The sequence below is a fragment of the Pseudoalteromonas sp. SG41-2 genome (assembly GCF_014164535.1).
GTDB lineage: Bacteria > Pseudomonadota > Gammaproteobacteria > Enterobacterales > Alteromonadaceae > Pseudoalteromonas > Pseudoalteromonas rhizosphaerae.
This window is the reverse complement of sequence record NZ_JACJFK010000011.1, coordinates 72,652-86,153: the sequence shown is the minus strand read 5'-3', so window position 1 is coordinate 86,153 and position 13,502 is coordinate 72,652. Positions and strand designations below refer to the sequence as shown.

Here is a 13,502-nt window from a genome sequence, read left to right as displayed (position 1 = left end):
GATACCCCTAAATTGAATATTTAATATTGAAAGAAACAAAATCACGGTCTGAGAAAGTATTTATATCACCGCCACCCCAGAAAGAGTTGTAGCTAAAGTCAAATGACCATGCATTTTGATAATTAAAGTTCGCTGTAACACCAAGTGACTTACGATCTTCTATAAATAAGAACATCGGATCGGGTGTGTTACCATTTACATCGTGCGAAAATACAATACGAGGTGAAAAGTTAACTCCTTTGAAGAAGTTATAGTAATCGCCTTTGGCAATTAAGCGATATCCCCACGATGATGCTGATGCAAACTCTTTTTGCTCTGGCCCATTTGATAAAGCCATATGAAGTGTTGAGTAATCATCGGTACCTGGTCCAGTCATAATACCGCTTCGACCAGTGCCTGATACATTTAAACGCATTTCATCATATTCAGGCATATTATTAATGTGCACACCACCAATTTCACCCACAACAGCCCAACTATCAGCCCAAAGTGATGGGCCAAATAAATGTGTTGCTGTAAACTGCAATTGGCTAGTATTACGCTCAATATAACCTTTTGCTAATTCGCCAGGTCCTACAACGCTAATCGCGTCACCTGGACTCATTTGTGAAATACCTGCAAACTCAGGACGAAGCCCCGCTACCGCTAACTGCTCAGGCATAGCAGCATAAAGCAATTCTACGTCATCGATTTGTAATGGTTCGTCTTCACGGAAAGTGAACTCACCAGCAAACGCTGTTTCACCAATTGATGTATTAAAGCTTAACCCATACAGTTTAATATCTTCTGGATACTCATTGGTTGCTTTAGCAAATGCTTTTAAATCAGAGACATTGTCAGAAGTGATTTTAGTCGTTGCTAACATGGCTAAATCTTGAGCCATAGAGGCTTGTGTAAAGTTAGATACGCGACCAGAGATAAGCGGGCGACGACTATGGTAGTTCACATGATAAAGTGCAACCTCAGTGTCATTAAACTCTGGTAAAAACATACCTAAACGTAAACCATATTGGCCACCATCATCAGGCTCAGTTTTACCATCTCCCCCTTTGCCTTTAAGCGCGACTTTAGTAGGGTACGCTAGATAAGTTTGTGCTAATAACGCTTTACCTTCAGGGCTTGCAGGATCGATCCCTTTAGCGGCAGCAGCTTGACCAAAGGTGGTCATCAAGTTATTTAAGCTATCAGTTAAAAATGCTAAATCGATATCAGGGTTGGAGGTAAAACCAAGCTGTACATTTTGCTGATAACCATTTTCTGCGGCAAAGTCATTGGTTGAAAAATACGTACCAGCTGCAGGTAAGCGTGTTTCATGCCATTGGTACTGATAAAAGCCTTCCAAAGTCACATTTTCAGTGATCCCTAAAGATGCCCATAACATACCAACTGGAATAAAGGCTTCTTTAAGCTCTGCACCAGGCGCTTTTAATCGGTCAATATCGACCGGATTTACGTTAATACCGTGAGAAATTAATGTGCTCTCACCCCAGTTTATAACTTGTTGGCCAAGGCGAATAGAAAGTGGATTATTACCCTCATTCAAATCAAAGTTGGCCCATACGTAAGCATCTAATAGACGAATATCTGCGCAGCTTTGTTTTTTAGTGTCTTTATCATCACAAGGATCAACTCCTTGGCCTGAAGTTGGATTAACATAGGCGCGATCGCCATCCATCAATTCAAAATCATAAAAATACATAAAACGGGTGAAAAGGCCGTAGTTATCTTTGTTGATAGATAAATCGTGTGTCCCTTTCAACAGCTTTGAAAAAGACTCACCACTATCAAAGTTCAAATCCCCAGCGTCACCGTTATTAGAGTAAGAGCCAGGTTGGGCCCAGACATCTTGCGCTGAATAAATAGGATTTAAAACGGAGTTGTAGCCTGTCCAATCAAAAGACGGGTTATTACTTTTCCCTATTAAGTTAAAGTTTCGGTCTTCAACACGAATACTTTGCCCATAAGAGAAAGTCGAGTCGAAGGTTATATCAAACCCTCCGGCCTCAAATGTTGCAGCCTGTGTTGGTGCTGCTGATAACCCTAAAGTAGCGGCTGCGATGCCTAGTACTAGTTTATTTTTAACAAAAAGCGATCTTCTTATCATTGTGTGTCCCCCTGTCGCGGGTAATTTTGTGATCAAGTTATTGTTTTTAGTGTAGTCGTAACGATAGAAGCGAAATAAAGAAATTACAAATAGAACGCGTTCAATCGGTCATAATTTTTCTGTTTAGTTGACGTTCACCTAATGGTAAGACGTCCTACCAGATAATTTATACACGTAAATTAACAATAGGACAAATCGAATTAACAAAAAAATAATATTATAAGTGATTATTTTAAAATATTGTTTTAGGCAACACGTTCCAAACGTAAAAATTTATGCTCTGGGGTAAGCAAAAGTCGAAAGCGCCCTCTTACTCCTAAAGAAGAAATAAAAGGACGCAAATGGCTGGCCGCAAAACGTACTTTTTTGCCACCATCTTCAATTACTTGAACTGATGTATACTTACCTTCATAGTAATCCATGCACTGTTTGTAAGTTAAGTTCAGTAAAAAATAATATTCGACCATAATTTATTGTAGTGCTTTATCAACTTTTTCATACAAGTCGTCACTTAAATTATCAAGCAAAGCAAGACGTTGCAGCTGAGCTTTGATAGCAACCGAACGTACTTCATCGTATCTACGCCATGACATAAATGGCGTTAACATACGTGATGCATTTTGAGGGTTGATTGCATTAAGCTTAACTAATAAGTCACCTAGCAATTGATAACCTGTGCCGTCTTCACGGTGAAACTGTGCGGTATTAAAATGGCTAAAACTGCCTACTAACGCCCTGACGCGGTTTGGGTTTGAAAAATCAAAACAAGGGTGATCATATAATTTTTTGATATTAATAATGGCGTCATCGCCACCTTGCATTGCTTGCAATGCAAACCACTTATCCATCACTAGTACATCATGGCGCCACTGACTGTCAAATTGGTTTAACAACTCTTTTGCTAAGGGGTTGTCAGCTTTTACCACCGCACTGAGCGCGGCGAGTACATTGGTCATATTGTGTGAATTAGCAGTACTAACAAGGAGTTGATTAATATCAAGCTCATTAATTTTTGCCAAATAATGTAAGCACATACCTTTTAAAGCACGTATAGCGACAGCTGTTGCACTTACAGAGCCGTCATCTATTAAACTTTGATAACAGTCTAAGAGCTCACTACGCAATTGCTGAGCAATTTGTAACTCAAACTGATTTGTCACTGCAACCAATTGATCCACTGGGATCACATTAAACTCAGCTGCGAGGGTATCAAAACTAGGCAGCTTTAATAATTCCGCAATTAAAGCTAAATCTCCCTCCTGCTCAACTAATAAACTACGTAATGCAGAAATAATTGCTGGATCCAATTGATTATTTTCAGGTGTTGTAATGGCCCCTTTAACTGCCCCAATGAATAATTGTTGTTGAGCATCCCAACGCGAAAAATCACTGCGCGCAAAGCGCATAATGTGTAATAATTCAGTGGCTGTATTTTGTTGCTCAACAATACACGGCGCAGAGAAATCCTCTAGTAGCACCGCTACAGGCTTCGCGGTTAAACCATCAAAGCTAAACGTTTGCTGCGCTGTTGTGACATCTAAGACATGATCAAGTGGCTGTCCTTCAAACTGTAAAGGGACAGACTCGCCCTGTTGATCAAGTAGCTCGATAGCAAATGGGATATGTAATGGCGCATTTTCTGGCTGATTAAGCGGTGCCAGCTGCTCTATATGCAGTGAAAAAGTACCATTGAGCTTATCAAACTCTTGTTTTACGATTAGCCGTGGTGTGCCAGCTTGGCTATACCAACGTTTAAACTGAGTTAAATCGATACCTGAGGCATCACTCATAGCCGCAACAAAATCATCACAGGTGACGGCTTGCCCATCATGACGCTGAAAATAAAGTGCCATGCCCTGCTGGAACTTTTCTTCTCCCAATAACGTGTGCATCATGCGAATAACTTCAGCGCCTTTGTCATACACAGTTACTGTATAGAAGTTATTCATCTCAATCACTTGTTCAGGACGGATCGGATGTGCCATAGGACCGGCATCTTCACTGAATTGATGAGTACGCATTACTTTAACCGCATCAATACGATTCAGTGCCCGCGAGCCTAAATCACTGCTAAACTCTTGATCACGAAAAACTGTTAAGCCTTCTTTTAACGACAGTTGAAACCAATCACGACAAGTCACTCGGTTTCCTGTCCAATTATGAAAATACTCATGGCCAACGATTGACTCTATGGTGTGATAATCTTTATCAGTGGCGGTTTCTTGATTCGCCAACACACATTTAGAGTTGAAAATATTAAGACCTTTATTTTCCATCGCGCCCATATTGAAAAAATCCACAGCAACGATCATGTAAATATCTAAATCATACTCAAGATTAAAACGCTGCTCATCCCACCGCATTGATTTTTTAAGTGATGCCATCGCATGAGGGGTTTTCGGTAAATTCCCTTTATCAACAAACAAGGCTAAATCTATTGTACGACCACTTTGCGTAACAAAGGTATCTTCAAGTACATCAAAGTCCCCTGCAACAAGTGCGAACAAGTAACTTGGCTTTTTGAATGGGTCTTGCCATTTTGCAAAGTGACGGCCATTGTCTAATTTACCTTCCGCTAATTTATTACCATTTGATAATAAATGAGTAAACTGCTCGTCAGCAATAATCGTCACGTCAAAGCTTGCAAGTACGTCTGGGCGGTCAAGATAATAGGTTATTTTTCTAAAACCTTGCGCTTCACATTGTGTACAATACGCACCGCCAGATAGATATAAACCTTCTAAAGATGTGTTAGTTTTTGGCGCTATTTCATTAACGATTGTAAGCTGACATTGCGCTGGTAAATTATGGATCACAAGCTGCTCATCACGTAGGTCATAATCTGTATATGCGTTGTTATCTACAGTAATTGAGATCAGCGTCAAATCAATGCCATCAAGCACTAAATCTGCCACACCAGCTATTTTTTTCGTGATCGTCATTACACTCGTAACACGGGTGTTTAAAGGCAATAAATCGAAGGTCAAATCAATGTGATCAATTAAAAATGGTGGAGCTTGGTAATCTTTAAGATACTGTGCTTGAGGTTTTTTTAATGCAGTCATGTGAAACTCCAAAGTGGCTCCTCTTAACAGAGGAGCATATAATTTATGGCTATTGTTTTGGCTTAATACGTAAAATTTTAATGCCTAGGTAAGCATAAATAACAGCTAGTAATGGATTAATAAGATTAAAAAATGCATATAGCGCATAATCAAATGGGTTGATCAGTAATACACTTTGCATATATGCACCACAGGTATTCCAGGGGATCAGAGGACTGGTTATCGTCCCGCCATCTTCTAATGTTCTTGATAAATTAACAGGTTTCAAACCACGCTTTGCATATTCTTCTTTAAACATCCGACCAGGGACCACAATAGCGATATACTGATCTGCAGCAATTACATTGGTACCAATACAGGTCGCAATAGTAGCAGTAATTAAAGAGCCAGTGCTTTTGGCAATTTTAAGAATACTTTTTACAAAAATATCTAATAAACCTGTTTTTTCCATAATGGCGCCAAACATCAATGCCGTCATGATCAGCCACGTTGTGGTTAACATGCCAGACATCCCACCACCACTGAGTAATGAATCCATTTTTTCATCGCCTGTCAGGATACTAAAGCCATCAAAAAATGTACTCCAAACCAATTTAAAATAACCGACAATTTGCCCCTGAGAGCCATCAATTTGTGTTGCAATTAGGTCTGATTGAAAAATCATTGCCCATACTGCACCAAGTACCGCACCGATTGAAATTGCCGGAAATGCAGGCATTTTTTTAATTGCTAACACCAGTAAAACAATCAGTGGCACCAGCATCTCTAAACCTATATTAAAGTTTTGTTGTAGAATAGCGGTTATTTCATCAATACGCCCAGCCTCACTTGACGCTGTGGCATTAAAGCCCATAAAAATAAAGATGATTAGTGCAATCACAAAACTTGGTACAGTCGTCCATAGCATATGATGAATATGCTCGAATAAATCAGCTCCCACAACCGCAGGAGCTAAATTTGTTGTTTCAGACAGTGGACTGAGTTTATCGCCAAAGTAAGCCCCAGATATTACGGCACCGGCCGTCACTGTCTGCTCTAATCCAAGGCCAGTAGCAACACCGAGTAGCGCTACACCTATTGTCGCCGCCGTGGTCCAAGAGCTACCAATACTCATTGCTACAATGCCACAAATTAAACAGCTTGCTGCGTAAAACCAACTAGGATTAATTACCTGTAAACCATAATAAATAAGTGTAGGTACAGTGCCTGACAGCAGCCAAGTGCCGATCAGCGCGCCAACCATTAACAAAATTAATATAGCGCCCAAAGATAGAGTGATCCCCTCTATCATCGCTTGTTCAAGTTTTTTCCAAGTATAGCCATTTTTAAGGCCAATAAGTGCAGCTGTAAATGTAGCAAACAGTAGCGCAATTTGATTCGGCCCTGATGACGAACTATCGCCAAATAAATAGACCGCAGCACCTAATAAACAAATCAGTACAGAAATTGGGATCAAGGCATCGAAAAAGCTGGCCTGTAGGATGGGTTTTTCTTTTTGTGAATTCAAAATTAAGACTCCTACGCGCATTTTTATGCGCGTTTAATTATTATTTTTTAGCACAGACGCGACGCTTAGCCTAACTAAGTTACTTACTTTTGTCAGCGTTTAATCAGTAATTATAGCAATATCAAGAGTTTTAGGCAGCAAAAAAGGCGCCAAAGCGCCTTTTTTATTAACCTGTAAAACAAGTTATTTCTTAGCTACACGACCAAACTTGATATAATCTTGGGTAATTAATGCAGCTTCTTCTAAGAATGGATCTAAGTCGTCTAAGACATCAGGCGCATCATCCAAGCTCTCGATTGGTTTTTCACCTAAACGAGTAAGCCTTTCATTAGTACGAGCTAATGCACGCGCTTCACCATCGTCTTTTTCTTTAATACGCTGCGCTTCTACAAGAGAAATAGTTTTCCGGTCTTTCTCTTCTTTATAACGCGTAATATCTTGAAAAACATAGTTAAACTCAGGTTCTGATTTAATGCGTTCAGCATGCGCTTTGCTTAAGTAAGCAATAGCTGGGTGTAAGTCATCAACCGAGTTATATTTGGCGCGTACGATACTGTCCCACGGTAATGCATTATCCTCTTGGCTTTCGCCCCATTCCGCTGGATCAATTGCTGATGGGAATGAAATATCTGGGATCACACCTTTATGCTGTGTACTACCACCATTGATACGATAGAACTTTGCAATCGTATATTGCACACTGCCAAGTGGATTATCGTATAAATCGTAAGCACGGCCTAAGCCCTTATGCTGTTGCACAGTGCCTTTACCAAACGTTTGCTCACCAATTATTACTGCTCGACCATAGTCTTGCATCGCTGCAGCAAAAATCTCAGAGGCAGATGCGCTGTACCGATCAACAAGTACTGTTAGGGGGCCGTCGTAAAACGTAACACCATCGCGGTCTTTTTGCTCTTCAATGCGATTATTTAGAGTATGAATTTGTACCACTGGACCTTGGTCAAAAAACAAACCAGATAGTTGTGTTGCTTCATATAATGAACCACCACCATTTTGGCGTAGGTCAATTATAATGCCATCTACTTTGGCTTCTTTTAATTTCGCCAATTCTACTTTAACGTCTTTAGACAAGTTGTTATAGAAACCAGGGATCTCAATAACACCTATTTTGCTGGTTAAATCAGAATATTTTGCTTTGAATACTTCTGATTTTGCCGCTCTATCTTCGAGGCGAATTTTATCGCGAATAATTTCAACTACTTTAGGCGCGCCATGATCATCAGCACCTTTTAAGTATTGTAACCGCACCTTAGTGCCTTTTGGTCCTTTGATTAAATCAACTACGTCATCTAAACGCCAGCCAATGACATCAACAAATTCTTCTTTGTCTTGAGCAACGCCGATAATACGGTCGTCAGCTTTAATTTGCTCCGATTTATCAGCAGGTCCGCCTGGAACTAAGCTGCGAATAACCGTGTAGTCTTCGTCGTAGCTAAGTACTGCACCAATACCTTCTAGTTCAAGATCCATGTCCATTTTGAACTGTTCAGCTCTGCGTGGCGATAAATAGGAGGTATGTGCTTCAATACTTCGCGCAAAAGAGTTCATTACGATCTGAAATACATCTTCACTATTGGTTTGCACTAAACGTTTTTGTGCATTGTGATAACGCTTAGTTAATAATTCTTTTATACCAGGCCAATCTTTGCCGGTCATTTTTAATCGTAGTGCATCATATTTTACACGTTCACGCCAAAGCTCATCTAACTCAGCTTGCGTTTTTGCCCAATCAGCATCTTCACGATCAAAGTAATATTCATCAGCCTTATCAAAGGTCATTGGTGTTTCAAGTAACTTTAAAGAATACTCATAACGCTCAAACCGACGCTGCATGCTTAGGTTGAAAATATCAAAGGTAAAATCAAGTTTACCGGTCGTTAATGCATTATCAAATTGGTTGCGGTATTGCTCAAATGAGGCAATATCCGCAGCCAAAAAGACGCTTTTATTAAAATCAAGGGATTCGATATAACGGTCAAACACTTTACTTGAAAGTGCGTCATCAAAACGAATTGGTTTATAATGTGCACGAGTAAATAAGTTTGTCACCCGTTTGCTAGCCGTACTATGCTGACTCTCTTGCGTAAGTACTGGCAAGTCTTTTGCTGTAACTACATCATTAACATCAGCAATATCTGATGCAAATAATAAACCTGAATACAGGGCGGCAACTAACGGAATGAGCTTAAACTTCTGACTCATACACAACTCCTTAATTTATATACAGCTTAAATAATGTACAGGCTGTCTGCTTTAGTTTTAACTTGCATGCCAGTTACCAACTCTACATGAACGTCTTCTTTGTTCACTTCAGTGATTACTGCATTAACAAGGGCTTGGCCAAGTTTAACTTTAACTTTGTTATTAACCTTGACCTCACTTGCTGGTAAAGGTTCAATTTTACCTGAACGTTTAACCGGCGCAGCTTTTGCTGGTGTGGCATTAACTTTAGCGTTTTTATCGCCTGGTTTAGCGAATTGGCCTGGTTTCTTTTTGTAAGATTTTGTGTCTGAATCATTACGTGGACGTTGTGACTTTTTACGTTTAGCCATTTTCGCACGACTTTCTTCAAGTGCTTTTTGAGCATGATCAATGTGCTCTTGTTCCACTTTAGCATCTTGATTTCCATCAAGATCAATACGAAATTCAGACTTAGTCACGGCTTCTAAATAACGCCAGTTAGACGTATATTTTCTCAGTGCTTGACGTACTTGCGTCTTACTAACTTTTTCAGAACCTTCAATTCGCTCAGCGATATCTTTAAAGATACCTACTTTCAGCGGCTTGATGCCGTCTTTTTGTTTAAAACATTGCGGAAATTCTTGATATAAAAATTCCAACACTTCATTAATATCTTTTAGCTTGTTTGTGGTTTCCATTTTAGAACCTATTTTTCACATCTTTTCATCAAGGGACGAATCGACGTAGTGTGTTACCCAGTCGACCAGCTCTTCAAAGTCGGCTTCAATTACAGCCATATCACCTCGAAGGTGTTCCCAAATACCATTTATAATTTCATCAATTAATTCACATTCAGTATCATCAGGAAGACGATCCCATGCAATGTGGATTAAATCGTTGAGCGTTTCCGCTACATGCTCTTCATCCCCTTCCCAATCACCTACATCAGTGATGGCAAACAGATAATCCTGTACATTTACTAAGTCTTTCATGCAATAGTTGCCTCAAAGCACGCGATGAGTGCTTCTAAACCTTGCTTATCATCAGCATCAAACCTAGCAATACTTGGGCTGTCGATATCTAATACAGCAAATACCTCACCATTTTTGTGGATAGGTATTACTATTTCAGAGTTTGACGCCGCATCACAGGCAATGTGGCCTGCAAATGCATGTACATCTTCAACAAGTTGAGTTTGCGCAGTTGCAGCGGCAGTTCCACAGACCCCCTTTCCGACAGGAATTCGGATACATGCAGGATTACCTTGAAACGGACCAAGTACTAATTCAGTTGGTGAATCCATCAAATAAAAACCAGCCCAATTTACATCATCGAGTGACGTAAATAACAGCGCGCTAATATTCGCCATATTGGCAATAATGTTAGGTTCACCAGTAATTAGCGATTCAGTTTGTTTAACTAATGACTGGTAAAATTCTTGCTTTTGCATACCAAACTACTTCTTATCAAACATACAGTAGCTAAAGGTACTCTTTGTCGCCAATAATTGAAACCTTTTCAGGGCAAAAAAAAGCAATTTGCCCTAATTTTCAGCAAGCTTGGTTAATAATTCTGCTATTGAGGAGGCTGTTGTTTTATCGCACCTAACCTTAATCCATATAAAAACAGTCCCGCCGCTAAAGCTGACATCGCGGTATTAATTAAAAAGACCATACCACCTGTTGCACTGAGTAAGTAACTAAAAATTGCACCACCGAGTAAACCTAATGTCAGTACTCCCGAATAATTAACTTTCGCGTACTTGTACATCAATAAATATCCGGGTACTACAAAAGCAGCCATGGTTAAACCGACAATATGCGCGTTAGCTATCGCACTCATAAGTAACTGGAAAAAGGTAGTCAGCGGATCGGTATTGAGCGTTAATGCATAATAAACTCCTAACACACTACCAATGATCACAGGTGAAAGTAATGATAACCCAACACTTTTTGCAAGCCGATGTTTCATAATGCGTCCTTAAAATCATACCTGAATAAATACTAAGAATGCATGATGTTTTACAACATCGAAATAGAGACTATGGTCGTAATTAAATAACTACATAAAACTTAGGCACAAAAAAGCCCGCTAATTTAGCGGGCTATTTTATATGGTGGAGAGATAGGGATTTGAACCCTAGAGGGGCTATAAACCCCTGCCGGTTTTCAAGACCGGTGCATTCGACCACTCTGCCATCTCTCCGAAACATTTATAAATCACGAATAAGAGTGTACTCGCAATTATTTTAATTAGGTGGTGGAGAGATAGGGATTTGAACCCTAGAGGGGCTATAAACCCCTGCCGGTTTTCAAGACCGGTGCATTCGACCACTCTGCCATCTCTCCGCACGGCCTGCATAATAGAGAAGGCAGTGCTCTTTGTGAAGCTTTTTTTTCAAAAAAGTGTTCAAGTGCTTAAAAAACCATTGATTTGTATATTCTTAACTCACCACTGAGTAAAATTCACACTAAATTGAACTTTTCTTTTTAATTATCGGTCTATTGAACTACAAAGGTTTGCCCAAATATAGAAGTCTTGGTAATCTAACTTCAGTTTAATTATCGGAACTTACAATAGGTTTCTAAAGGAGCTCTAAAATGGCATTTAATCATTCGTACAATACCGCTAGACCGGTTATGTCGACCATTGAAACAAACAAGGTACTTAAAAACACCTATTTCTTATTGGCCATGACATTAGCATTTAGTGCTGTGACGGCTGGTATCTCAATGGCATTACAACTACCTTATTTTATGGGGTTAGTTTTTACTCTTATTTCATTTGGCCTTTTATTTGTTGTAAATAAAAAAGCCGAAAGCGCGTCAGGCGTTGCATGGGTATTCGCTTTTACGGGTTTAATGGGTGCGGGACTTGGTCCGTTACTTAACCATTATGCAGCGATGCCAAATGGCCCAATGCTTATCATGCAAGCGTTAGGTTCAACTGCACTGATTTTCTTTGGTTTGTCTGCGTATGCACTAAATACTAAAAAAGACTTCTCTTTTATGGGCGGTTTTTTAACGGTAGGCCTTATTGTTGTGATTGTGGCCAGCATTGTTAATATCTTCATCGGCAGCTCGCTAATGTTTATGGTATTAAATGCAGCGGTTGTATTGATCATGTCTGGCTTAATCTTGTTTGATACAAGCCGCATCATCAACGGTGGCGAAACAAACTATATTCGCGCTACAGTCTCTTTATATTTAAGTGTATATAACTTGTTTACTTCATTGCTTGCACTGCTTGGCGCAAATAATGACTAATTAAATAGTTCTGTTAAAATAGCCCCTCTTTAGGGGCTTTTTTATTGGAATAGTTTTGGCACGATTTGTACTTTCTCTGCACAGCGCACCATCGGATCATGATACCACGCAACGTTTGGTTAAATTTGCACAAGCATGTTTAACACAAGGGCATAACATTGATGCCATTTTTTTGTATCAAAACGGCGTTTTTCATGCCAGCGAGCAACTAGATTTGGCAGCTGATGAATTAGCGATTAATGCTTTATGGCAACAATTACATGAGCAAGGGATTCATCTTATGTTGTGTGTTACTGCTGCCGAAAAGCGTGGCCTTGATATAAATAATACCGGTGTTTTTGCAGTCGCAGGGTTAGCTGAGTTTGCAATGCTTGCCAGTGATGCGGATAAATGGGTGCAATTTAAATGATCAATGTATTAGTTTTAAGCCACCATAGTCCTTTCGATGATTTACATATTCGTGATGCATTAGATATGACATTAATATTCGCTGCTGTTGAGCAAAATATTAGTTGGTTATTTAGCGGCCCTGCGGTACTAGCCCTAAAAAAACATCAACAACCTGAGCATATAGGTTTAAAGAACTACTTTAAGACCATCAGAACGCTAGAAATTTACGATGTTGAAAACATTTATGTATGTGAAAAGTCTCTGCTCGAGTATGGCCTTGATAAACATAACTTGTTAGTAGAAGTAAAAGCGCTTAATTATCAGCAGCAAACTCAACTTATAGCCCAGCAACAACACATAGTGAACTTATGAGCACTTTACACATATTTTCCAAGCCACTTGGCTATTACAACACGGATCAATTAGTTAACCTGATCCAGTCAGCAGACAAAGTATTATTATTAAGTGACGCATGCTTTGCGATTGCCCAATTTAGACAGCTTGCAACGCACTTATTAATACTTGCTGATGACGCCAAGGTACGAGATATCACAATCAATCAGCCCGATCACTCGCTTAGTTATGACGACTTTGTCGCACTAACATTAGCAACATCTCACTCTATTACGTGGTAATACATGCTTGAATTTAATAATCAAATTATCGACACGGATAAACAAGGTTACTTACTTGATCACTCGTTATGGAGTGAACAATTAGCCTGCGTTATTGCCGAGCAAGAAAACATTGAATTAACCTCCCAACACTGGGAAGTGATTCATTTTGTGCGTAATTTTTATTTGGAGTACAACACCAGCCCAGCAATAAGAATGTTAGTTAAAGCAATGGCAAAAGCACTGGGTGAAGATAAAGGCAATAGTATTTATCTGTATACTCTTTTTCCTAAAGGCCCAGCTAAGCAAGCAACTAAAATTGCTGGCTTACCAAAACCCGCACGGTGCATCTAG

General features: G+C 39.6%; 14 protein-coding genes and 2 tRNA genes. 5 read left to right on the top strand and 11 right to left on the bottom strand.

The window, feature by feature from the left end; translation table 11 throughout:
* Positions 1–7: 7 nt before the first annotated feature.
* The 11 genes from H5186_RS10735 to H5186_RS10685 all read right to left on the bottom strand — a co-directional run bounded on the left by H5186_RS10735 (position 8) and on the right by H5186_RS10685 (position 11,226).
* Positions 8–2,104 carry a DUF1302 domain-containing protein gene (locus H5186_RS10735; RefSeq protein ID WP_149981057.1) on the bottom strand — a complete coding sequence of 699 codons (2,097 nt, stop codon included), beginning with the start codon at positions 2,102–2,104 and terminating at the stop codon, positions 8–10.
* Positions 2,105–2,349: 245 nt separating this feature from the next.
* The gene (locus tag H5186_RS10730) at positions 2,350–2,571 is read right to left on the bottom strand and encodes a DUF2835 domain-containing protein (protein ID WP_149981056.1); all 222 of its coding nucleotides are present in this window, start codon (positions 2,569–2,571) and stop codon (positions 2,350–2,352) included.
* Positions 2,572–2,574: 3 nt separating this feature from the next.
* Positions 2,575–5,169 (bottom strand): aminopeptidase N, encoded by a 2,595-nt coding sequence (gene pepN / locus H5186_RS10725; protein WP_182783643.1) that lies wholly within the window; start codon positions 5,167–5,169, stop codon positions 2,575–2,577.
* Positions 5,170–5,218: 49 nt separating this feature from the next.
* Positions 5,219–6,697, bottom strand: a complete 1,479-nt coding sequence (gene nhaC, locus H5186_RS10720) for a Na+/H+ antiporter NhaC (RefSeq protein ID WP_182717879.1) — start codon at positions 6,695–6,697, stop codon at positions 5,219–5,221.
* A gap of 162 nt (positions 6,698–6,859) precedes the next feature.
* Positions 6,860–8,899, bottom strand: a complete 2,040-nt coding sequence (prc, locus tag H5186_RS10715; protein WP_149981053.1) for a carboxy terminal-processing peptidase — start codon at positions 8,897–8,899, stop codon at positions 6,860–6,862.
* Positions 8,900–8,925: 26 nt separating this feature from the next.
* Positions 8,926–9,576, bottom strand: a complete 651-nt coding sequence (proQ, locus tag H5186_RS10710; protein WP_149981052.1) for an RNA chaperone ProQ — start codon at positions 9,574–9,576, stop codon at positions 8,926–8,928.
* Between the two features lie 15 nt (positions 9,577–9,591).
* Complete coding sequence (locus tag H5186_RS10705; protein WP_064666123.1) at positions 9,592–9,870, bottom strand: hypothetical protein; 279 nt, start codon at positions 9,868–9,870, stop codon at positions 9,592–9,594.
* Entirely contained in the window at positions 9,867–10,328 is a 462-nt protein-coding gene (locus tag H5186_RS10700; RefSeq protein WP_149981051.1) for a GAF domain-containing protein, read from the bottom strand. Before H5186_RS10700 ends, H5186_RS10705 begins: the two co-directional genes overlap by 4 nt.
* A 125-nt stretch (positions 10,329–10,453) precedes the next feature.
* The gene (locus tag H5186_RS10695) at positions 10,454–10,849 is read right to left on the bottom strand and encodes a hypothetical protein (protein ID WP_145233799.1); all 396 of its coding nucleotides are present in this window, start codon (positions 10,847–10,849) and stop codon (positions 10,454–10,456) included.
* Between the two features lie 143 nt (positions 10,850–10,992).
* Positions 10,993–11,083 (bottom strand) — tRNA-Ser (locus tag H5186_RS10690).
* Positions 11,084–11,135: 52 nt separating this feature from the next.
* Positions 11,136–11,226 (bottom strand) — tRNA-Ser (locus H5186_RS10685).
* Positions 11,227–11,478: 252 nt separating this feature from the next.
* Between H5186_RS10685 and H5186_RS10680 the strand changes: the two genes are divergently transcribed.
* Genes H5186_RS10680 through H5186_RS10660 form a run of 5 tightly spaced genes read left to right on the top strand, consistent with a single transcriptional unit; the run spans position 11,479 to position 13,502 of the window.
* Positions 11,479–12,144 carry a Bax inhibitor-1/YccA family protein gene (locus H5186_RS10680; RefSeq protein WP_145233793.1) on the top strand — a complete coding sequence of 222 codons (666 nt, stop codon included), beginning with the start codon at positions 11,479–11,481 and terminating at the stop codon, positions 12,142–12,144.
* Between the two features lie 55 nt (positions 12,145–12,199).
* Complete coding sequence (gene tusD, locus H5186_RS10675; RefSeq protein WP_149981050.1) at positions 12,200–12,553, top strand: sulfurtransferase complex subunit TusD; 354 nt, start codon at positions 12,200–12,202, stop codon at positions 12,551–12,553.
* Positions 12,550–12,906 carry a sulfurtransferase complex subunit TusC gene (gene tusC / locus H5186_RS10670; RefSeq protein ID WP_145233789.1) on the top strand — a complete coding sequence of 119 codons (357 nt, stop codon included), beginning with the start codon at positions 12,550–12,552 and terminating at the stop codon, positions 12,904–12,906. The genes tusD and tusC overlap by 4 nt, the downstream gene beginning before the upstream one ends.
* Positions 12,903–13,169 carry a DsrH/TusB family sulfur metabolism protein gene (locus H5186_RS10665; protein WP_149981049.1) on the top strand — a complete coding sequence of 89 codons (267 nt, stop codon included), beginning with the start codon at positions 12,903–12,905 and terminating at the stop codon, positions 13,167–13,169. The genes tusC and H5186_RS10665 overlap by 4 nt, the downstream gene beginning before the upstream one ends.
* Before the next feature lie 3 nt (positions 13,170–13,172).
* Positions 13,173–13,502, top strand: coding sequence for a TusE/DsrC/DsvC family sulfur relay protein (locus H5186_RS10660; protein WP_145233784.1), 330 nt, complete (start codon positions 13,173–13,175; stop codon positions 13,500–13,502).